Genomic DNA, 19,235 nt, shown 5'->3' with positions numbered 1-19,235 from the left:
GGTTGGTGACGAGTTATCAGGTCAGTTGTCCCGGACTGTTGACTCGGAGTCCAACAGCCGGGATTCTCGTCACACCGTGCACGCGGAACCCGACTGAGTGGTGATCATGACTAGACACGCGCACAGCAGGCACAGACTCCTGGCGGTCCTCTCGCTGCTCCTCGCCTTGGTTGCGATGGCGCTGGTCCCGGTCCCCGGGGCGGCGGCCCAGTCCGACTGGTGGACCCCGACCGCACGTCCGGCCCCCGACTCCGGGATCAACGTCACCGGCGCGCCCTTCCAGGGCACGGACGCCAACGGACAGGTCCGGGGATTCGTCGACGCGCACGACCACCTGATGTCCAACGAGGCGTTCGGCGGCCGGCTGATCTGCGGCAAGCCGTTCTCCCAACTCGGCGTCGCCGACGCGCTGAAGGACTGTCCGGAGCACTACCCGGACGGCTCGCTGGCGGTCTTCGACATGATCACCAAGGGCGGTGACGGCCGGCACGACCCGGTCGGTTGGCCGACCTTCAAGGACTGGCCCGCACACGACTCGATGACCCACCAGCAGAACTACTACGCCTGGGTCGAGCGGGCCTGGCGCGGCGGCGAGCGGGTGCTGGTCAACGACCTGGTCACCAACGGCGTGATCTGCTCGGTGTACTTCTTCAAGGACCGCAGCTGCGACGAGATGACCTCGATCCGGCTGCAGGCGCAGAAGACGTACGAGATGCAGGCGTACATCGACACCATGTACGGCGGCCCGGGCAAGGGCTGGTTCCGGATCGTCACCGACACCGCGCAGGCCCGACAGGTGGTCCAGCAGGGCAAGTTGGCGGTGGTGCTGGGGGTCGAGACCTCCGAGCCGTTCGGCTGCAAGCAGATCCTGGACGTCGCCCAGTGCAGCAAGGCGGACATCGACCGGGGCCTGGACGAGCTGTACGGGCTCGGGGTGCGCAGCATGTTCCTCTGCCACAAGCTGGACAACGCGCTGTGCGGGGTCCGGTTCGACGAGGGCGCGCTCGGCACCGCGATCAACGTCGGGCAGTTCCTGTCCACCGGCACCTTCTGGCAGACCGAGAAGTGCGCCGGCCCGCAGCACGACAACCCGATCGGCCTGGCGCCGGCGCCGGTCGCCCAGCAGGAGCTGCCGGCCGGGGTGGCCGTCCCCTCCTACGCGGCCGACGCGCAGTGCAACACCCGTGGCCTGACCGAGCTGGGTGAGTACGCGGTGCGCGGCATGATGAAACGCAAGATGATGCTGGAACTCGACCACATGAGCGTCAAGGCGGCCGGGCAGGCGTTCGACCTGATGGAGTCCCAGTCCTACCCGGGTGCGCTCTCCTCGCACAGCTGGATGGACCTGGACTGGATCGAGCGGGTCTACAAGCTCGGCGGCTTCGTCGCCCAGTACATGAACGGCGCCGAGGCGTTCAGTGCGGAGGCCAAGCGGACCGACGCGCTGCGGGACAAGTACAACGTCGGCTACGGCTACGGCACCGACATGAACGGGGTCGGCGGCTGGCCGGGCCCGCGCGGAGCCGACACGGCCAACCCGGTGCGGTACCCGTTCCGGAGCGTCGACGGCGGCTCGGTGATCGACCGTCAGACGGCGGGGCAGCGCACCTGGGACATCAACACCGACGGTGCCGCGCACTACGGCCTGGTGCCGGACTGGATCGAGGACATCCGGCTGGTCGGCGGCCAGGGCGTGGTGGACGACCTGTTCAAGGGCGCCGAGTCCTACCTGCGCACCTGGGGCGCCGCCGAGCAGCACCGGGCCGGGGTGAACCTGGCCGCCGGCTCGACCGCCTCGGCCAGCTCCGCCGAGTGGAACCCGTTCACCAGCTTCGCGCCCGGCCGGGCCGTGGACGGTGACGCGGGCAGCCGCTGGGCCAGCGACTGGAGCGACGACCAGTGGCTGCAGATCGACCTCGGCTCCGAACACCTGGTCAAGCGGGTCACGCTGGCCTGGGAGCGGGCGTACGGGAAGGCGTACCGGATCGAGGTCTCCACCGACGGCACCACCTGGCGGTCCGTCTGGTCCACCACGACCGGTGACGGCGGCCTGGACACCGCGCAGTTCGCCGGGGTTCCGGCCCGTCAGATCAGGGTGCACGGGGTGCAGCGCGGTACGCAGTGGGGCTACTCGCTGCACGAGGTGGGCGTGTACAGCACCTGACGGCCGGGGTAGCGTGCGGCCGGACCGGATCACCCCGGTCCGGCCGCACGTCGTTCGGTCCGGAACGGGGCCGGGGGTACGGACTGCGGGGTACAGGGCACAGGGCACGGAGCACGGAGCACGGAGGGAGCACTACCGATGGCACGGATGCCGTCCGCCGACCGGCGTCGGCAGCTCACCGAGGCCGCGATCCGGGCGATGACCCGGGACGGCGTGGCCCGGACCACGACCCGTTCGATCGCCGCCGAGGCGGGTCTGTCACTGAGCGTCTTCCACTACTGCTTCGACTCCAAGCAGGCGCTGCTGGAGTCCGTCATCACCACCATCACCGAGCACTCGGTCACCATGGTGCGGGACGCGATCCGGCCCCGGGCCACCCTGCGGGAGACCGTCCGGGCCGGCTTCCGGGCCTACTGGGAGCACGTGGTGGCCAATCCGGCCGAGCACATGCTGACCTACGAACTGACCCAGTACGCCCTGCGCCAGCCCGGGTTCGAGCACCTGGCCCGGCGGCAGTACGAGCTGTACACCGAGACCTACCGGGAGCTGATCGAGGAGCTGTGCCGCCGGACCGGCGCCGAACTCCTGGCCCCGGTCGGGGTGTTGGCGAGCTACCTGGCGGCGATGACGGACGGGCTGACGGTCAACCACCTGGTGCTCGGCGACGCAGGTGCGGCGGTGCAGGTGCTCGACCTGGTCACCGATCACGTCGCCGGGCTGGTCCGGGCGCCGGGTCAGCCGACGGTGGCGGGGGAGGGGAAGTAGGCGCCGATCCAGCGGTCGAGCTCGGCGAAGACCTGGGCGCGGGCGCTCTCGCCGGAGAGCACCAGGTCGTGCATGCCGCCGTCGATCCGGACGGTGGTGACGTGCCGGCCCAGGCGGGGCGCGAGCGCGGCGATGTCGTCCGCGCGCAGCACCGCGTCGGTGTGCAGCAGCGCCGGGTCCCACTTGCCGGTGACGGTGGAGGCGGTGGAGGCCATCATCAGCACCGGGCAGTCCACCGCCAGGCCCTGCCGGACCTGGCGGTGGCCGCGCTGGATCGCGGCCAGCCAGCCGGCGTACAGCGGGAAGCCCTCGGCGGGCTTGAGCGCCAGGTCGAAGTCCCAGCTGCCCCGGTGGTCGCGGTGCAGGCTGTGCACGTAGTGCGGGTTGAGCGGTGCGGGCAGCTTGCGCAGCGCGGCGAACCGGCCGAGCGCCTCGACGGCCGGTGCACCGAGGGTGCGCAGCGCGGGGGCGGTGGGCATGGCCAGGAACGGGCTGTTCAGGAAGAGCCCGTCGACCAGCTGCCGGCCGGCCCGTCGGGAGGCCCACAGGGCGCCGATCAGTCCGCCGGTGGAGTGGCCGTTGAGCAGCAGCCGGGTGTGGCCGTCTTGCTCCCGGATGATCCGGACCGCGGCGTCGAGCTCCTCGTCGTAGGCGGCCAGGTCGCGGACGAAGTTCGGCGACTGGTGGTCCCGCAGCGAGCGGCCGTACTTGCGCAGGTCCAGTGCGTAGAAGGAGAAGCCGGCCGCGACGAAGTGGTCGGCCAGGTTGGTCTGGAAGAAGTAGTCGGTGTAGCCGTGCAGGTACAGCACCGCCCGCTGGGACCCCGGGACCAGCCGCCGGACCAGGGTCGCACTGACCGGCCCCTCCTCGTCGGGCGTCAGCGGCAGCTCGGCCGCCTCGTACGGCGCCCCCAGGATGTCTTCTCGGAACTCCACTGCCGCACCCAACCTCTGCTCCGGCCTGCCGTGGCAGGACCACCGATCCGCGACCACCGACTCTACCGGCCGGTAGCCCGGCACGGCCCGAGCCGACGCTCCGCTTATGCTGCGGCCATGCCCACAGACACCCCGACCGGAGGAACCGCGACGAGCCCCGAGGACCGGCTGCCGGTCGAGCGGACGGTCGGGCTCGGTACGGCGAAGCTGATGCCCGATCTGGACTGCGACGGCGGCTGGCTGCTGACCCTGGACGGCACCCCGCAGTCGTACGTCGACCTCGACGATCCGACCCACCTCGAGTTCGAGTACACCCGGCGGATCGCCCACCTGCTGGACGCGACGGCCCCCGCCGGGCAGCCGCTGGACGTACTGCACCTGGGCGGCGGGGCGCTCACCGTGCCGCGCTACCTGGCCGCCACCCGCCCCGGTTCCGGGCAGCGGGTGGTCGAGGTGGACGGCCCGCTGGTGGAGCTGATCGCCGATCAACTGCCGTGGCCGGACGGCATCACGGTGCAGGTCGGCGACGCCCGCGAGGCGCTGGCCGCCGTCGCCCCGGGTTCGGTGGACGCGGTGGTCGCCGACGTCTTCCACGGCTCCCGGACCCCCGCCCGGCTGACCTCGGTGGAGTTCGTCGGCTTGGTGGCCGCCGCGCTGCGCCCCGGCGGCTGCTACGCCGCCAACCTGGCGGACGGCCCGCCGCTGGCCTTCGCCAAGGCCCAGGCCGCCACCGTCCGGGCGGTCTTCCCTTACGTCTGCCTGGCCGCCGAACCCTCGGTGCTGCGCGGCCGCCGCTACGGCAACGTGCTGCTGATCGGCTCCGACCGGCCGCTCCCGGAAGCGGAACTGACCCGCAGCCTGGCCGGTGACGTCTTCCCGGCCCGGCTCTGCGCCGAGGCCGAACTCACCCGCCTGGTCGGCCGCACCGCCCTGGTGACCGACGCGACCGCCACCGACTCGCCGCCACCGCCGGAGGGCGCGTTCAGCGTGGGGTAAGGGGTAGGGCGGTACTGTCGCTGCCGGGCGATCAGCTTCCACGAACCGACCCCAGGAGCGCCGTTCATGAGGATCCACCTGTCCAGCGTCTTCGTCGACGACCAGGAGAAGGCGCTGCGGTTCTACACCGACGTGCTGGGCTTCGTGAAGAAGCACGACGTCCCGCTGGGCGGCGCGGACCGCTGGCTCACCGTCGTCTCGCCGGAGGCACCGGATGGCACCGAACTGCTGCTGGAGCCCGCCGGCCACCGGGCCGTGGGCCCCTACCGGACGGCACTGGTCGAGGACGGCATCCCGGCCACCTCCTTCGCCGTGGACGATGTGCCGGCCGAGTTCGAGCGGCTGCGGGCGCTCGGCGTGCGCTTCACCCAGGAGCCCACGGAGATGGGCCCGGTCACCACGGCCGTCCTGGACGACACCTGCGGCAACCTGATCCAGCTGGTGCAGCGGGCGTAGCCGCCGTTACTCTCAGGGCCGGTCGGGCCAGGGGCGCGCCGGTAGCGGCGCGACGGGATCGCCAGGTCGGGCGACGGCCCAGCGTTGACCTTCGAGCTCGATGAAGGGCGTGTCGGTCTCGTCGTCCCGGAGCGGAGCGAGCCGGGCCGCGACGGCCTCGCCGGACCTGGGGACGGGAAGACCGAGCGCCTGGGCGGACCAGCCCTGTTGCCAGGTGAGGGCGGCGATACCTTCCCTGGCGAGCATGGCCCGGGCATCCCGGAGCCGCTTCATCGGGTCGCCCTGCATCGCTACGGTGGCCACTGCGGTGGAGCTGACCCGGACGCGCTGTGCCCGTCGGAACAGCTCGTTCACCCGCTGCTGGGCGCTGCGGTGCGACATGATCGCCGTGATGTCCTCCCGGGGTAGGGCCAGGAGCGTGTTGCGCGGCAGTGGCGCCTTGCGGAACAGCCACCGGATGGCCTCCCGGCCGACGCGGGAGACGCCTCGCTTCCCGTCCTTGTTCCCCCCCCGGGTCAGCAGGTGGTCCTCGGCCAGCAACAGTCCTGCGCTCCACTCCGAGCGGGCATCGTCGAGAGTGACGAGGAGGCAGATGTGACCGACGGATTCGGCCGGGATCATCCAGTTGCCGGTCAGGCTGAACTTCAGGTCGACCTCGTGGTCGGCGATCGAGAGGTCCATCTGTTTGCCGGGCTCGAGACCCAGGGCCGAGGAGAGGACGGTCTCGACCTTGGTGCGGAGGTGGGTCTTTTCGGTCTTGTGCAGTTGCCCGATGTCGTAGCGGCCGGTGCGCTGACCGTCGAGCATCTCGTCCACTGCCGTCCGTAGTGCCCCGGCGAACCGCTCACCGGTCGGATCGAGCGTCCGCAGATGGGCCGCCACGGCGTCGATCCCCCCGGCATCGGCTGGGGAGAGCAGAGGCGAGGGGTGCGACACGACGGGATCCGCCGGGGGGCGGGACGGGGCAGGAAGGAAGGACTGCAGGGGAGCGGCGAGCCCGACCGCGGAACGCCCGAGCACCCCGAGAAGGAACGCCATGGTCTGTCGGCTCTCGTCACCACGGAGGCGTTCCTGCGCCAGCTCGTCCTGGAGCTCGGCAATGCGGCGCCGGGCCTGCGCCAGCTCGTCCGGCTGCGGCTGCTCCGGGACTGCGTCGGCGCGTCGGCGGGCTTCCTGGGCGGACGAGTTCAGGGCCGCTTCCCGAAGCCGTCGGACCTCGGTGGTTCTGGCCCGGCGCTGCTCCGGCTGCGCGCAGATCTGCACCACGGCCTCGATGAGGTTGGTGTCGTTGCTGATGCCTTCTCCCCTAAGGCGTCGGGAGATTGTGTTGTAGCCGGGTGGGTCCACACCCTTGAAGTGGCTGCTGGTGAGTGCGCGACTGAGTCCCTTGAGGCCGATCCCGCTCTCGTCGATGAGCCCGCGCAGCACCCGCAGGAGTTCAGTGGTGTCGGCGTCGAGGTCGGACGGCAGCGGAGTCCAGGGCCGTCCGCGCCGCGAGGTCTGGGTCACGATCTCGACTCTCATTTAATCGATGAAGTCACCATTTGATTGAATGACTCAATGTATCAAATGGCTCGGAGGGCACTTCCTGAGCCAGGCTGGGTGGGACGTCGCCGAGCCCGCACACCTGGAGAGTTGATGCACCTCCGTCCTCGGACCGATCCACCCGCCGTCCGATTCGCCGTGGCCGTGGCGAGAGTGATGGGTCATCGCTCGGCCGGGTGACGGTGAGCCGTTCGGTTGCTCCACAGCAGGCGTTGCCGATGTACTCGGCTGGTGGAGAATCAGCCGAGAGCGGAGGAGGTACGCCCATGAGTACGGCAGCTCACGTCCCCGGGGACTACAGCGTCAGCGACCCGGAGCGGGCGCTGAAGTACGCGATCCAGCACGTCGCGGGGGACCGCGCCGAGATCATCGAAGGAGTCATCACACCCATGTCGCCGTCATGGGCGCACGAGAGCGCGTCGGACCTGGTGCGTCGTCAGCTCTCGCCGAGGCTGCAGGAGCTGAACCTGGTGGTCGGGTCGGGGAACCTCGACCTGCCCGGCTCCGAGAACTGGTACATCCCGGATCTGGCGGTGGTACCGGCGGAGCTCGCGAAGACCGAGGGGGCGCTGCTGCCGGACCAGACCCTGCTGGTGGTGGAGGTGACCTCGCCGTCGAACGGGGAGACGGACCGGACGGTCAAACGGCGCAGGTACGGGCAGTACGGCGCCCCGGTGTACCTGCTGGTGGATCGTCAGCAGCGCGAGTGCACGCTGTTCACCGAGCCCGGGCGGCTGGGCTACGAGAGCGTGGACGGGCCGCACCCGTTCGGCACGCCGATGCGGCTGCCCGCGCCGTTCGAGCTGGAGATCGACACCGCCGGGCTGTGACCTCTGCGGCTCAGCCGTCCTGGCGGCGAGCCAGCAGGTAGCCGCGGCGGGTGTCCGCCTCCTGGGGGTAGGGGGTGCGCTCCAGGCGGGCCTCGACGGTGAAGCCGGTGGTGGTGAGCAGGTCCTCGACGGTGGTGAGGTCGAGGAAGTGGAAGTCGACCTCGACCTGGTGGCCCCACCATTCGGTGAGGTGGCGGACCTCGGTGCCGAGGTGGAAGGCGAGCAGGAGCAGGCCGCCGGGGCGGAGGGTGCGGCGGATCTCGGTGAAGGCCGGGTGGAGTTCGGCGGGCGTTAGGTGGATCACCGAGTAGAGGGCCACCGCCGCGCCGAACTCGCCGTCCGCCGCCGGGAGACGGAGCAGGTCGCCCTCGCGGAAGTCCAGGTCCGGGTGGTCGCGGCGGGCCAGCGCCACCATCGCGGGGGAGAGGTCGACGCCGACCGGGCGGGCGCCCCGGGCGGCCAGCCAGCCGCTGACGTGGCCGGGCCCGCAGCCGAGGTCGGCGATCGGGGTGCCGGGTTCGGTCTGCTCCAGCAGGGCGGTGAGCAGGGCCCGGTCGAGCGGTTTGTGGGTGAGTTCGTCGCCGATCCGGCTCCGGTACTCCTCGGCCACCGTGTCGTAGCTGTGCCGGACCGGGCCGTGCTGCGGGAAGTCTGCCATCGGTCCAGGATGGCAAACGCCCGCTGCGCCTCGGCGCCCGGGACCCGACGCGGTGTCAGAATGCGGTGGGGGTCGGCTCGGCGAAGGGACCTGCTGTGGAAGAGCTCTCCGCGATTCCCGAAACAGCGCTGTGGACGCTGTACCACCGGGCGGTGGAGGCCCGGCGGCCCGGGACCCCGTACCCCGATCCGAAGGCGGTCGAGCTGGTCGAGGCGTTGGACTACCCGTTCGTCGAGCGGTTCGGCAGCGGGCAGGGCTTCGGCAGCCGGCTCCAGGGCGCCCGTTGCGGACTGTTCGACCAGGAGGTGGCCGACTTCCTGCTGCGCTGCCCGCGCGGCACGGTGGTCTGTCTCGGCGACGGCCTGGAGACCCAGTACTGGCGGGTGGACAACGGCCGGGCGCAGTGGCTGACCGTCGACCTGCCGGAGGCCGTCGCCCTGCGCGAACGGCTGCTCCCGCCCGGCCCCCGGCAGCGGTTGCTGGCCTGCTCGGCGACCAATCCGGCCTGGCCGGCGGAGGTGGACCCGGCGCTCGGCGTACTGATCGTCGCGCAGGGCCTGCTGATGTACCTTCAGCCCGCCGAGGTGCGCGAGCTGTTCACCCGCTGCGCCGACCGCTTCCCGGGCGGGACGCTGCTGTTCGACGTCGTCCCGCGCTGGTTCTCCGGCATGACCAGGTCCGGCCGGGCCGCCCGGCGCGGGTACCAGGTGCCCCCGATGCCGTGGGGCGTCGGCTCGCACGAGCTGCTGCGGGACGCCCGGACGGTGCCGCTGACCGCCCGGTACGGCTGGCTGTTCCGGGTGCTGGCGCTCGACCTGCCCGACCAGCGGGCCCGGATCGTCGGGACGGTCGGCCTGGCGGAGGCGCTGCGCCGACGGTGATCACCACCGGTCCGGCATCAGCTGGGCCTCCTCGACGCCGTCCCAGAACGGGCGGCCGACGACCTCGGCGAGCGCCTGCGCCAGGGCGGGGCTGTAGACGCCCTTGATCCGGGGGTTCTCCAGGAAGTCCCGGCGCATCACGACCGCGATGTAGCGGTTGAACCGGCCCCGGTGCCGCCCCACCACGTACAGCCGCTCGCTCCAGTCCCAGCGCGGCGGCACCAACCAGACCTTGGCGCCCGGGGCGAAGTGCTTCGTCCCACGGCGGACCTCCAGGCCGCCGTGGCCCTGCACGGTCCGCTGGACGATGTTGGCGGTGATGCCGATCCCCAGCAGGGCCGGGTCGGGCTCCGCGGTCGGTTCGTCGGTCATCCGGACATGATGGCCCGGGCGCGGTGGCGGCGGCACCGGATTTTCCGCCAGCGGCAGCGGCTTTCGCCTGACCTCGCGTGTGCGGGGAGGACGTCTCCGGAAGGGGCCGCTGCTCGCCTTCCGCCAGTTGGCCCCCGCATGGGCAGGGAGGGCCCCGTCGCGGTGAAGCACGCCAGCTGACTGCTGGGTGGGGTGGTGGTCAGGCGGGGTAGCGGATCAGGTCCTTGGTGGTCAGGTCGAAGGTGAAGGGTTCCGGGATCGGTACGGTGTCGCCGAACTTCCCGTTCCACTGCCGGTGGTAGACCCCGCCACCCGGCTCGGAATACAGGGTCACCGTCCCCTCACGGGGGTCGATCAGCAGGTACACCGGGATGTCCATCATGGGGTAGTCGCGGACTTTGCCCACCAGGTCGTTCTCGGGGTTCGACGGCGAGACGATCTCCACCGCGATCGCCGCCAGCTCCGCCGGGACGTCGTTGCCACCCAGCTCGATCACGGAGACCGGAATGTACGTCAGGTCCGGATTACGGAGCTTGCCAACATTCGGTGAGGCCAGGTCGGTGTTCTCACTCGGCATCAGATGGGCCGGCCGGTGCGCGTCGAACTGCTCCCGCACCACCAGCAGGTTGCGCTGGTGGATCACTGACGGCCCGGCCATCATGATGATCTCGTCGCCCGACACTTCGATCTTCCAACCCGATGGCGGGGTCAGGCTCTGGGCATACGCCAGCAGCTGGGCGTGACGCTCGGAAATCCGGAAATCGGCCATGGCCACATCCTCCCACCGCAGGCCGGCCCCCAGGGTCCCGCTCCCTCGCGAAGTTCAAGCGCCGTACAAGCGCACCTGCCACCTCTGCGGAGGGAGCACTGCCCGGTGCACCGGTTCGAGCACGCCGCGACGGGCGAGCCGGCCCCGGAACCGGGGAGCCGGGCGGGCCGTCCTTCATCTGGAAACACGACGTGCCGGGGGCGGAATCATGGTGGACGTACTGCTGCAGATCCTGGTGTCCTCCGTGCTGACGCCGGGCTTCGGGGCGGCCAAGCGCAAGGTGCGGAAGCTGACCAAGGCGTTCGAGGCGGGGGAGGCGGTGACCTTCGCGGGGTGCGTCTTCGGCATGCGCCCGTACTGCCGCCCCGTGCTCGGCTTCCTGACCGCTTCCCCCACCACGCTGGCCACCTCGCCCACCGAGGCGCCCGGACTGAACAGCCGGCCGATCCCGCTGTCGCAGGTGGAACCCGTCCGTGTGCGCGATCGGGAAGGCACGGACCCGGTCGGCATTCCGAGGGGGTGGAAGGTGACCGAGTGCCGCGACGGCGAGGACACCGTCCTGTTCGCCTGCGCGCCCGAGTATCTGCCGCTGCTCACCGCAGTCCTGGAGTCCGGCCGACAGCTGACCCGCTGATCCGCTGACCGGCGGGAACGGCAGTCGATCGGTCAGGTCAGCGAGCCGAGTTCGTGGGTGTAGAGCCGGGAGGTGGACCGGGGGTAGAAGTGCCGGAACACCAGCGGCAGGACCAGGTCGTCGACCCGGCGTCCGACCGGGCCGGCCTTCTTGGCGTCCCGGTTGGCGGCGGCGGCCTTGAGCATCCGGCCGACCCGGGCCCGGCGGAGCTGCTCGTAGTCGGCGAGCGAGCCGGCCCGGCTCAGGACCCGGGCCGGCACCACCGCGTCCTCCAGGGCCATCGAGGCGCCCTGGCCCGCGCCGACCGGGTGGGCGGCGTCGCCGACCAGGACGGTCCGGCGGCCGTGCCGGGCGGGGACGGCGGGCAGGGTGTGCCTCAGGGTCGGGCGGTGCACCTCGGTGGTGGCCCGGAGCAGGGCGAGCGGGAGTGACTCGTGCCGGTACAGGTCGGCCAGCCGGGCGGGCCAGCTGCGCGAGCACGTGGCGGTCTCCTGGCAGGTGTTCCGCGACCACCTCCCGGTGGTGATCGCGCTGACCCAGTCGACGCTGGCCGAGCCGCCCGGCTCCGGTCGGGCCTGGGCCGCGCTGACCGCCGAGACCGCCGTGCTCCGGGACCACCTGGAGTACATGCGTGAGCAGGGCCACCGGCTGCCGGGCGAGCCGGAGTTGGTGGCCGCCGCGATCGGGGGGATGCTCTCGATGTCCGGCTACGCGCTGCTGACGGCGGGTGAGCTGGGCCCGGGAGCCGGTGACGGGCAGATCGTCGACACCCTGACCACCCTGCTGCACCGGGGTCTGGCCGGCGGCGGGAACTGACCGGGGCTCCCGGGCGTGTTACCGGGCGGGCCGGCCGAGCGGGTTAGGCTGCCCTCGGCCGTCCCGGGTCGCGGAGGCGCTGCGGTGCGTTCGCGACGTTGCCCGGCTCTCCTGTCCTTCCCGACCGACCCTTGCCGACGCTCGCCGACCTCGCGGCGGGAGTGTCCTGCCCCGGAGGTATCCGACCTTGCACATCGACGTATGGCTGGAGAGCGTGCCACCGAACGCGGTGTACGCGCTCGTCGGCGCGATCATCCTGCTGGAGAGCCTGGGCATCCCGCTGCCCGGCGAGATCGCGTTGGTGACGGCCTCGGTGCTGGCCGCCAGCGGCGTGGTCAACCCGTGGCTGGTGGCGGCGTGCGCGATCGCCGGTGCGATCGTCGGCGACTCGATCGGCTACTCGATCGGGCGCAAGGGCGGCAAGCCGCTGTTCGAGAAACTCGGCCGGAAGTTCCCCAAGCACTTCGGCCCCGACCATCTGGCGACCGCCGAGCGGGCGTTCCAGAAGTGGGGCATGTGGGCGGTCTTCTTCGGTCGGTTCATCGCGCTGCTGCGGATCTTCGCCGGGCCGCTGGCGGGCTCGCTGCGGATGCCGTACTGGAAGTTCCTGATCGCCAACGTGCTCGGTGGCGTGATCTGGGCCGGCGGCACCACCTGGCTGATCTACACCGTGGGCAAGGCCGCCGAGCAGTGGCTGAAGAGCTTCTCCTGGGTCGGCCTGATCCTGGCCGCCGTGTTCGGGGCCGGGTCCGCCTGGGTGCTCAAGCGGCGGGCGGCCAAGCACCGGGCCGAGCACCCGGAGACCAGCGGTGGGCAGCCGGTCGAGGGCGCGGCCGGGGCCGAGTCCGAGGCCGTTGTCGAGTCGGGTGCGGTGGGCACCGTGAAGGTCGCGGGCCAGGCCGAGCCCGCGTCCGCCCCGGTGGCCGACTGAGCCCCGGTCAGCTGCGTTGCAGCCGCCGGTGACCCTCGTACGGGTCACCGGCGGTTCGCATTCCAGTACTAAAGTGTGGCTGATCACCGATGTGGCGGACCCGACGGACCCGGAGGATCACAGTGGGCCAGGAACAGTGGACGACGGTCGACGAGTACTTCAGCGCGCAGCTGATCGGCGAGGACGAGGTGCTGTCGGCCGCGCTGGCGGCGGCCGACCGGGCGGGCCTGCCGCAGATCGCGGTGGCGCCGAACCAGGGCAAGCTGCTGCACCTGCTGGCCAGGACGGCCGGGGCGAAGCGGATCCTGGAGATCGGCACGCTCGGCGGGTACAGCACGATCTGGCTCGGGCGGGCGCTGCCGGCGGACGGGCGGCTGATCTCGCTGGAGATCGACCCCCGGCACGCCGAGGTGGCCCGGCAGAACCTCGAACTGGCCGGCCTCGGCAAGCAGGCCGAGGTCAGGCTCGGGCGGGCCGCCGACACGCTGGCGGCGCTCGACGCCGAGGGGGTCGAGCCGTTCGACTTCTACTTCATCGACGCCGACAAGGTGAGCAACCCGGACTACGTGGTCTGGGCGATCGAGCACGCACACCCGGGCACCCTGATCGTGGTGGACAACGTGGTGCGCGGCGGTGCGGTGGCCGATGCGGACAGCACCGACCCGAGCGTGCTGGGCACCCGTCGGCTGCACGACGAACTGGCGGCCTCGGACCGGGTGACGGCGACCTCGGTCCAGACGGTCGGCACCAAGGGGTACGACGGCTTCACCCTGATCCGGGTGGAGCGGTAGAGCAGCGGTAGTGCTTAAGGAGCAGGGAATGCGGATCGGACTGCTGGGCACCGGCCCCTGGGCGCAGCGGGTGCACGCACCGGCGCTGGCCGCCCACCCCGAGGCGGAGTTCGCCGGGGTGTGGGGCCGCAGGCCCGAGGCGGCGGCGGCGCTGGCGGACGAGTTCGGCGTGCCCGCGTTCGCCGACGTCGAGCGGCTGCTCGCCGAGGTGGACGCGGTCTCGATCGCACTGCCCCCGGCGGTGCAGGCAGAGTACGCGGTCCGGGCCGCCGGGGCCGGCAAGCACCTGCTGCTGGACAAGCCGGTGGCGCTGACGGTGGAGCAGGCGCGCGGGGTGGTCGAGGCGACCGAGCGGGCGAAGGTCGCCTCGGTGGTGTTCTTCACCCTGCGGTTCGGTGCGGACCAGGCCGACTGGCTGGCCGAACAGGCCGCCCGGGGCGGCTGGTTCACGGCGCGGGCGGAGTGGTTCGGCTCGGTCTTCGCGGCCGACAGCGGCAGCCCGTACGCGGACTCGCCCTGGCGGCGGGAGAAGGGCGCGCTCTGGGACGTCGGCCCGCACGCGCTCTCGATGCTGCTGCCGGTGCTCGGCGACGCGACGGAGATCACCGCGGTGGCCGGGCCGCTGGACACCGTGCACCTGGTGCTGCGGCACGTCGGCGGCGCCTCCAGCACCCTGACCCTGAGCCTGACCACCCCGGTGGCGGCGGCCGTCGACGGGGTGGTGGTCGAACTGCGCGGCGAGGCGGGCCGGTTGGTGATGCCGGACCGCAACGAGAGCCCGCAGGCCGCCTACGCCCGGGCGGTCTCGGCGCTGCTCGCCTCGGCGGCGGACGGGACGGCGCACCCGTGCGACGCGGCCTTCGGGCTGCGGGTGGTCGAGCTGCTGGCGGAGGCGGAGCGCTCGCTGGGGCGGTGACCCGGTACGTCTGCGGCCCGACCACCCTCTCAGGGTGGTCGGGCCGCAGACGTACCGGGCGGGTGTCGCGTCGTCAGCGCATGAACAGCAGCGGGACGACCAGGACGGCGAGCGGGAGCAGGATCACCGCGCAGGCGCCGCCGAGGCTGACCCAGGCCCGTCGCCAGCCGGAGCCCGAGGCCAGGAAGAAGAAGGCCGTGCAGACCACGGCCAGGAGGGCCAGCAGTCCGGCTGCCAGCACGATAACGCCGAGGGCCATGGAGGGTCGTTCCCTGTCGCGCGGGGGTCAGGTGGAGTACAGGCCGTCGAAGGGGGCCCCGAAGCCGAGCCACTGGGGCAGCAGCTCGTAGTGCTCGCGCCCGTCGTGATCGACCGTGTGGTCGATCAGGCCCCACCGCACCCCGTACGCCTCGACCTCGAACGGGCGGATCCGGATCGGGCCGGGTGCCACGGCGGTCAGGGTGTCCAGCAGCTTCGCCAGTTCGTCGTGGGCCACGTCGACGTCGGTGACCTGGCTGAAGTCGGTAACGAGGTGGTTCCCGTCCGGGTCGAAGCGGTGCAGCAGTGCCATGATGCCGGGGAGGTTCGGTGCTCCGGTGACGTCGCCGAAGAACTGGCCCTCCGCGCAGGTGCCGATCCAGCGGGTGCGGGCGCGCGGCTCGTACGCGACGGGGACCTGGCGGGCGGGGAAATCCAGCTGCTGCCACGTGACCAGGTCCCGCCAGCCCGGCTCGGCTGCCGTCCAGCCCCAGAGGAGCTGCTCGGTCACGGCCCAGCTCTGGTGGCCGACGGCCTCGTAGTGCTCGCTCGACGTCCCGAAACGGTGCTCCACCTGCCACGTGTCCGGACCGTGGGAGTACGCCTGGATGTAGAGCTGCGGATCATGCTGCTGCCCGTCGCGGAGGATGCACAGCCAGGGGTGCTGTTCGGATGTCCGCTCCTGGACGGCCCAGGTCAGCTCGTCGCGCTCCGGTCGGAGCAGCCGGGAGCCGTCGGCGAAGTCGATCACGATCTCATCGGTCCTGTTCACGGCTGCAGGTTAGCGGCCGGTGCGGACAGTGCGCCCTTGGGTGTGGTGGATGGTCAGCCGTGCCGGCTGCGTGGCGTAGGCCGCTACTTCGTCCGGGTGGAGGCGAGCAGGGTGGTGGGCGTGGTTGCCAGTGCACCCGGCAGCTGGAGCGGGACGGGTGCACGGCCGCGTCGGAGTCGGTCGCAGGTGATGTCGCCGTGCGGAGGGGAGGAGTGGTGCGGGGCGCACCGTTGGTGGTGGCCCCCGCACCGTTGTTGACGGGGGGTCAGCCCTTGGCGAGGGCCTGGAGGCGGTCGTAGGCGCCGTTGAAGTAGTTCTGGTCGCCGGGGAGGGGGCCGGAGTCGGCGTACTGCCAGATGGTCTGGTAGGTCCAGCCGGCCGGGAGGGTGCCGACGGCTGAGGCGTAGCGGGCGATCCAGAGGGGGTTGGTGGTGCCGAAGGCGCTGCTGTTGCCGGTGCAGGTGGTCCACCAGTCGGTGGTGGTGTAGAGGACGGGGTAGCGGCCGGTGCGGCTGTGCACGGTGGTGCTGAAGTCGCGGATCCAGCTGACCATGGCGGCCCGACTGAGGCCGTAGCAGGTCGCGCCGTACGGGTTGTACTCGATGTCCAGGGCGGGTGGCAGGGTCTTGCCGTCGGCGGACCAGCCGCCGCCGTGGTTGACGAACCAGGTGGCCTGGGCGGCGCCGGTGGAGGCGTTGGGCAGGGCGAAGTGGTAGGCGCCGCGGATCAGCCCGGCGTTGTAGGAGCCGTTGTACTGCTGGGCGAAGTAGGGATTGGTGTAGCCGGTCCCCTCGGTGGCCTTGACGTAGGCGAAGCGGGCGCCGTTGGCGGCGGCGTTGCTCCAGTTGACGTTCCCCTGCCAGCTGGAGACGTCGGCGCCCTTGGTCTGGGTGACGGCCAGGCTCTGGAGGGGAGTGCCTGATCTCCCCTCGTGGGCCGCGACGGTGGAGCCCGCGAAGTCGAGCTCGGGGTGGAAGCCGGCGGGCGGCCGTCCGGCGTCCGCGTGGGACGGGACGGCGGCGGCGCCCAGCAGCAGCGCGCCGGTGGCGGCGGCCAGGGCCGCCCGGTGGAGGAGACGGAAGGTGGGCACGGGCACTCCTTCGAGTCGGTGTGGAGGAGCAGGCCAGGGGCGAACCTTGCCGGGCACGACCCTAGTCATGCACCGGACATGGTCGCCATGGCGCGTAGAACACATGACGAACGGTCAGTGGATGTGGCCCCACACCATGCCGAAGGGCGGGTGGTGGGCTGTGGCACGATGCGGGCGGGGCCGGTGGTCGGCCCGGGAAGTGAGAAGTGGGCGATGACGTCGGATACCTCCGAGCTGATCTTCCGTCCGGCCGGGCCGGACGATGTGGCCGCGCTGGTGGAGCTGGTGGAGTCGGCGTACCGGGGTGACGCCAGCCGGGTGGGGTGGACCACCGAGGCGGATCTGCTGGACGGGCAGCGCACCGACGCCGAGGGGGTGGCGGCGGCGATCGCGGCGCCGGCGGGCGTGGTGCTGCTGGCCGAGCGGGACGGTGAGCTGCTGGCCTGCTGCCAGTTGGAGCACCGGGGTGAGACGGCGTACTTCGGGATGTTCTCGGTGCGGCCGAACCGGCAGGGCGGTGGACTGGGGCGGGCGGTGCTGACGCGGGCCGAGGCGGTGGCGCGGGAGCGCTGGGGCGTGACCGGGCTGGAGATGACGGTGATCGTGCAGCGCGAGGACCTGATCGCCTGGTACGAGCGGCGGGGCTACCGGCGGACCGGCGAGTTCTCGCCATTCCCGTACGGGGACGAGCGGTTCGGGGTCCCGCGCCGCCCGGATCTGCGGTTCGAAAAGCTGATCAAGGGGATCTGAGCGGACAATCCCCCCTGGCTGACGTGGCGTCAAGAGCCGTATCCGCTGGCCTGATTCATGCACCGTTCACGATTGGTCCAGACCAATGTGGCAGGCTGGCGCGAGCACGGTTCGTTCACATCGAGCCCAGGGGGGCTTCCTTCCGCATGCCCGCACGCCAACTGAACCCGTCCGCGCCCGTCCTGCCCGAGCCACCCGACGACCGGGAGCTCTACTGGTACTTCGGGCCGCAGCGCCGCTGGGTGCTGCTCTGCTCCGCGCTCTCCTACGCCGGGGCCACCGTGACCCTGGGTCTGTTCGCGCTCAGCCGTCCGCTGCTCTGGCCGTTCCTGCTGCTGGTAGTGCTGAACGGGGCCACCTGGCTGCTCGGCATCGGCGACGGCCAGCGCCAGCGCCGGTACTCGCAGGACAGCCACCTGCTGCTGCTCCGCGCTTGGCGGCCCGAACGGGTGCCCTCGGTGGACCTGTTGCTGCCGACCTGCGGTGAGCCGCTCGACGTGCTGGCCAACGCCTACCGGCACGTGGCCGAGCTGCGCTGGCGCGGTGAGCTCACCGTCCGGGTGCTCGACGACGCGGCCAGCCCCGAGGTGCGGGAACTCGCCGAGTCGTACGGCTTCCGCTACCACACCCGCCCCGACCTGGGCCGGTTCAAGAAGGCCGGGAACCTCAACTTCGGTCTGGCGAACGGCGATTCCGACCTGGTCGCGGTGCTGGACGCGGACTTCTGCCCGCGCCCGGACTTCCTGGACCACCTGGTGCCGTACTTCGACGAGCCGGCCACCGGCATCGTGCAGAGCCCGCAGTGCTTCGACACCGATGCCTCGATGGGCTGGCTGGAACGTGGCGCGGGCGCCACCCAGGAGATCTTCTACCGCTGGATCCAGCCCTCCCGGGACGCCCGGGACGGCACCGTCTGCTGCGGCACCAACGCGCTCTACCGGCGCAGCGCCCTGCAACTCGCGGGCGGTTTCTACGAGGCCGACCACAGCGAGGACCTGTACACCGGGCTGGCGCTCGGACGGCACGGCTTCCGCACCCGCTACCTGCCCACCCTGCTGGCCAAGGGCCTGTCGCCGACCGGGCTGTCCGCCTTCATCAGCCAGCAGTACCGCTGGTGCCTGGGCTCGCTCGCGCTGCTGCGCGACCCCGAGTTCCACCGCAGCCCGCTGCCCAAGGGGGCCAGGCTGTGCTTCTGGAACGGCATCCTCGGCTACCTGAGCAGCGCGGTGAACGTCTTCGCGGTGCCGCTGCCCGCGCTGATCCTGCTGTTCTTCACCCCCGAGCGGATCGAGCCCTGGCAGGTGCTGCCCTTCCTGCCGCCGCTCTGGGTCTCGCTGGCGCTGCTCCCCGCCGCCTCCCGGACCCGCTGGCGGTTCGAGGTCACCCGGGTCCAACTGCTCGGCGGCCTCTGCCACGTGGTCGCCCTCTGGCACGCGCTGCGGCACCGCAGCGCCGACTGGGTGCCGACCGGTGCGATCGCCGGCCGTTCCGCGCTGGGTCGCACCGTGGCCCGGATCGGGGTCGGCTGGCTGACCCTGTGCCTGGCCGCGGGGGCCGTCGGCCTGGCCCGGGCCGTCGCCCGGTACGGCTGGCAGCCCTACTGGGCGCTGGCGGCCCTGCTCGCCCTGACCGCCTACACCGCGCTGCCCGTCCTCACCGCGCTCTGGGGGCTGCTGCGCGGCCGGGACCAGGTCGAGGGCGGTGGCACCGCCGGCGCCACCGAGGCGTTCGGCCGCACCGAGGCGCTCGCGGTGACCGCCGGGTTCACGCTGGTCGGGCTGCTCGCCACCGGCTGGGCCGACCCGCTGTTCTGACGTTCCACCAGTACCAGCACGCGCGTCGCCCCACCGGCGCGGGACCGCCTGCCGGGTCACCCCAAGGACCCGGCGGCACGCCCACCGCAGCC

Annotated in this window: 22 protein-coding genes; 13 read left to right on the top strand and 9 right to left on the bottom strand. The window is 71.8% G+C overall.

Translation table 11 applies throughout. The features are described from left to right. Positions 1-106: 106 nt before the first annotated feature. On the top strand, positions 107-2,164 hold the full coding sequence (locus ACIRPK_RS10360; RefSeq protein WP_403035764.1) for a discoidin domain-containing protein: 2,058 nt from the start codon (positions 107-109) through the stop codon (positions 2,162-2,164). 138 nt (positions 2,165-2,302) lie between these two features. After that, positions 2,303-2,929, top strand: coding sequence for a TetR/AcrR family transcriptional regulator (locus ACIRPK_RS10355; RefSeq protein WP_403035761.1), 627 nt, complete (start codon positions 2,303-2,305; stop codon positions 2,927-2,929). Here ACIRPK_RS10355 and ACIRPK_RS10350 read toward each other — a convergent pair. Next, positions 2,899-3,864 (bottom strand): alpha/beta hydrolase, encoded by a 966-nt coding sequence (locus ACIRPK_RS10350; protein ID WP_403035759.1) that lies wholly within the window; start codon positions 3,862-3,864, stop codon positions 2,899-2,901. The two genes, ACIRPK_RS10355 and ACIRPK_RS10350, sit on opposite strands and share 31 nt — an antisense overlap. 117 nt (positions 3,865-3,981) lie before the next feature. Between ACIRPK_RS10350 and ACIRPK_RS10345 the strand changes: the two genes are divergently transcribed. Further along, the gene (locus ACIRPK_RS10345) at positions 3,982-4,860 is read left to right on the top strand and encodes a spermidine synthase (protein ID WP_403035757.1); all 879 of its coding nucleotides are present in this window, start codon (positions 3,982-3,984) and stop codon (positions 4,858-4,860) included. 66 nt (positions 4,861-4,926) lie between these two features. Beyond that, positions 4,927-5,316 (top strand): VOC family protein, encoded by a 390-nt coding sequence (locus tag ACIRPK_RS10340; RefSeq protein ID WP_403035755.1) that lies wholly within the window; start codon positions 4,927-4,929, stop codon positions 5,314-5,316. 12 nt (positions 5,317-5,328) lie between these two features. Here the strand turns inward: ACIRPK_RS10340 and ACIRPK_RS10335 are convergent, their stop codons facing one another. Continuing rightward, positions 5,329-6,825, bottom strand: coding sequence for a NaeI family type II restriction endonuclease (locus ACIRPK_RS10335; protein ID WP_403035752.1), 1,497 nt, complete (start codon positions 6,823-6,825; stop codon positions 5,329-5,331). Positions 6,826-7,127: 302 nt separating this feature from the next. Here ACIRPK_RS10335 and ACIRPK_RS10330 point away from each other — a divergent pair, with 302 nt between their 5' ends. Continuing rightward, positions 7,128-7,691 (top strand): Uma2 family endonuclease, encoded by a 564-nt coding sequence (locus ACIRPK_RS10330; RefSeq protein ID WP_403035749.1) that lies wholly within the window; start codon positions 7,128-7,130, stop codon positions 7,689-7,691. A gap of 10 nt (positions 7,692-7,701) precedes the next feature. Here ACIRPK_RS10330 and ACIRPK_RS10325 read toward each other — a convergent pair whose 3' ends face one another. Further along, positions 7,702-8,349: a class I SAM-dependent methyltransferase gene (locus tag ACIRPK_RS10325; protein WP_403035747.1), complete on the bottom strand. Its 648-nt coding sequence runs from the start codon at positions 8,347-8,349 to the stop codon at positions 7,702-7,704. A gap of 95 nt (positions 8,350-8,444) precedes the next feature. Between ACIRPK_RS10325 and ACIRPK_RS10320 the strand changes: the two genes are divergently transcribed. After that, positions 8,445-9,230 (top strand): class I SAM-dependent methyltransferase, encoded by a 786-nt coding sequence (locus tag ACIRPK_RS10320; RefSeq protein WP_403035744.1) that lies wholly within the window; start codon positions 8,445-8,447, stop codon positions 9,228-9,230. Here ACIRPK_RS10320 and ACIRPK_RS10315 read toward each other — a convergent pair whose 3' ends face one another. Together ACIRPK_RS10315 and ACIRPK_RS10310 are read right to left on the bottom strand one after the other, a co-directional pair. Continuing rightward, positions 9,231-9,602, bottom strand: a complete 372-nt coding sequence (locus ACIRPK_RS10315) for a hypothetical protein (RefSeq protein ID WP_403035741.1) — start codon at positions 9,600-9,602, stop codon at positions 9,231-9,233. A 199-nt stretch (positions 9,603-9,801) separates the two neighbouring features. Next, complete coding sequence (locus tag ACIRPK_RS10310) at positions 9,802-10,371, bottom strand: Uma2 family endonuclease (RefSeq protein WP_403035738.1); 570 nt, start codon at positions 10,369-10,371, stop codon at positions 9,802-9,804. A 208-nt stretch (positions 10,372-10,579) separates the two neighbouring features. On the opposite strand from ACIRPK_RS10310, the gene ACIRPK_RS10305 reads away from it, so the two are divergent. After that, positions 10,580-11,005, top strand: a complete 426-nt coding sequence (locus ACIRPK_RS10305) for a hypothetical protein (protein ID WP_403035735.1) — start codon at positions 10,580-10,582, stop codon at positions 11,003-11,005. 32 nt (positions 11,006-11,037) lie between these two features. On the opposite strand, the gene ACIRPK_RS10300 is transcribed toward ACIRPK_RS10305, so the two are convergent. Next, complete coding sequence (locus tag ACIRPK_RS10300) at positions 11,038-11,400, bottom strand: FAD-dependent oxidoreductase (RefSeq protein ID WP_403035732.1); 363 nt, start codon at positions 11,398-11,400, stop codon at positions 11,038-11,040. Positions 11,401-11,485: 85 nt separating this feature from the next. Between ACIRPK_RS10300 and ACIRPK_RS10295 the strand changes: the two genes are divergently transcribed. From ACIRPK_RS10295 to ACIRPK_RS10280, 4 genes are all read left to right on the top strand, one after another. Next, positions 11,486-11,821, top strand: coding sequence for a hypothetical protein (locus ACIRPK_RS10295; protein ID WP_403035729.1), 336 nt, complete (start codon positions 11,486-11,488; stop codon positions 11,819-11,821). A gap of 187 nt (positions 11,822-12,008) precedes the next feature. After that, complete coding sequence (locus tag ACIRPK_RS10290; protein WP_403035726.1) at positions 12,009-12,752, top strand: DedA family protein; 744 nt, start codon at positions 12,009-12,011, stop codon at positions 12,750-12,752. Between the two features lie 89 nt (positions 12,753-12,841). Continuing rightward, the gene (locus ACIRPK_RS10285; RefSeq protein ID WP_403035724.1) at positions 12,842-13,543 is read left to right on the top strand and encodes an O-methyltransferase; all 702 of its coding nucleotides are present in this window, start codon (positions 12,842-12,844) and stop codon (positions 13,541-13,543) included. 28 nt (positions 13,544-13,571) lie between these two features. Beyond that, entirely contained in the window at positions 13,572-14,459 is an 888-nt protein-coding gene (locus ACIRPK_RS10280) for a Gfo/Idh/MocA family protein (protein ID WP_403035721.1), read from the top strand. Positions 14,460-14,532: 73 nt separating this feature from the next. On the opposite strand, the gene ACIRPK_RS10275 is transcribed toward ACIRPK_RS10280, so the two are convergent. From ACIRPK_RS10275 to ACIRPK_RS10265, 3 genes are all read right to left on the bottom strand, one after another. Beyond that, entirely contained in the window at positions 14,533-14,718 is a 186-nt protein-coding gene (locus ACIRPK_RS10275; protein ID WP_403035718.1) for a hypothetical protein, read from the bottom strand. Between the two features lie 27 nt (positions 14,719-14,745). Then, the gene (locus ACIRPK_RS10270; RefSeq protein WP_403035716.1) at positions 14,746-15,489 is read right to left on the bottom strand and encodes a hypothetical protein; all 744 of its coding nucleotides are present in this window, start codon (positions 15,487-15,489) and stop codon (positions 14,746-14,748) included. A gap of 265 nt (positions 15,490-15,754) precedes the next feature. Continuing rightward, on the bottom strand, positions 15,755-16,585 hold the full coding sequence (locus ACIRPK_RS10265; RefSeq protein WP_403035713.1) for a lysozyme: 831 nt from the start codon (positions 16,583-16,585) through the stop codon (positions 15,755-15,757). Positions 16,586-16,792: 207 nt separating this feature from the next. On the opposite strand from ACIRPK_RS10265, the gene ACIRPK_RS10260 reads away from it, so the two are divergent. Both ACIRPK_RS10260 and ACIRPK_RS10255 read left to right on the top strand, forming a co-directional pair. Further along, entirely contained in the window at positions 16,793-17,329 is a 537-nt protein-coding gene (locus ACIRPK_RS10260; RefSeq protein ID WP_403035710.1) for a GNAT family N-acetyltransferase, read from the top strand. A gap of 146 nt (positions 17,330-17,475) precedes the next feature. Then, positions 17,476-19,143: a glycosyltransferase family 2 protein gene (locus tag ACIRPK_RS10255; RefSeq protein WP_403035707.1), complete on the top strand. Its 1,668-nt coding sequence runs from the start codon at positions 17,476-17,478 to the stop codon at positions 19,141-19,143. Positions 19,144-19,235: the final 92 nt, after the last annotated feature.

It is taken from the genome of Kitasatospora sp. NPDC101801, assembly GCF_044766665.1.
GTDB lineage: Bacteria > Actinomycetota > Actinomycetes > Streptomycetales > Streptomycetaceae > Kitasatospora.
Note: the sequence above shows the minus strand (reverse complement) of the source record. Positions and strands in the feature narration are given on the sequence as shown.

Coding starts and splice junctions, on each gene's coding strand:
- ACIRPK_RS10360 (WP_403035764.1), top strand. CDS start 107: ATGACTAGACACGCGCACAGCAGGCACAGACTCCTGGCGGTCCTCTCG.
- ACIRPK_RS10355 (WP_403035761.1), top strand. CDS start 2,303: ATGGCACGGATGCCGTCCGCCGACCGGCGTCGGCAGCTCACCGAGGCC.
- ACIRPK_RS10345 (WP_403035757.1), top strand. CDS start 3,982: ATGCCCACAGACACCCCGACCGGAGGAACCGCGACGAGCCCCGAGGAC.
- ACIRPK_RS10340 (WP_403035755.1), top strand. CDS start 4,927: ATGAGGATCCACCTGTCCAGCGTCTTCGTCGACGACCAGGAGAAGGCG.
- ACIRPK_RS10330 (WP_403035749.1), top strand. CDS start 7,128: ATGAGTACGGCAGCTCACGTCCCCGGGGACTACAGCGTCAGCGACCCG.
- ACIRPK_RS10325 (WP_403035747.1), bottom strand. CDS start 8,349: ATGGCAGACTTCCCGCAGCACGGCCCGGTCCGGCACAGCTACGACACG.
- ACIRPK_RS10315 (WP_403035741.1), bottom strand. CDS start 9,602: ATGACCGACGAACCGACCGCGGAGCCCGACCCGGCCCTGCTGGGGATC.
- ACIRPK_RS10310 (WP_403035738.1), bottom strand. CDS start 10,371: ATGGCCGATTTCCGGATTTCCGAGCGTCACGCCCAGCTGCTGGCGTAT.
- ACIRPK_RS10305 (WP_403035735.1), top strand. CDS start 10,580: ATGGTGGACGTACTGCTGCAGATCCTGGTGTCCTCCGTGCTGACGCCG.
- ACIRPK_RS10285 (WP_403035724.1), top strand. CDS start 12,842: ATGTGGCGGACCCGACGGACCCGGAGGATCACAGTGGGCCAGGAACAG.
- ACIRPK_RS10280 (WP_403035721.1), top strand. CDS start 13,572: ATGCGGATCGGACTGCTGGGCACCGGCCCCTGGGCGCAGCGGGTGCAC.
- ACIRPK_RS10275 (WP_403035718.1), bottom strand. CDS start 14,718: ATGGCCCTCGGCGTTATCGTGCTGGCAGCCGGACTGCTGGCCCTCCTG.
- ACIRPK_RS10260 (WP_403035710.1), top strand. CDS start 16,793: ATGACGTCGGATACCTCCGAGCTGATCTTCCGTCCGGCCGGGCCGGAC.
- ACIRPK_RS10255 (WP_403035707.1), top strand. CDS start 17,476: ATGCCCGCACGCCAACTGAACCCGTCCGCGCCCGTCCTGCCCGAGCCA.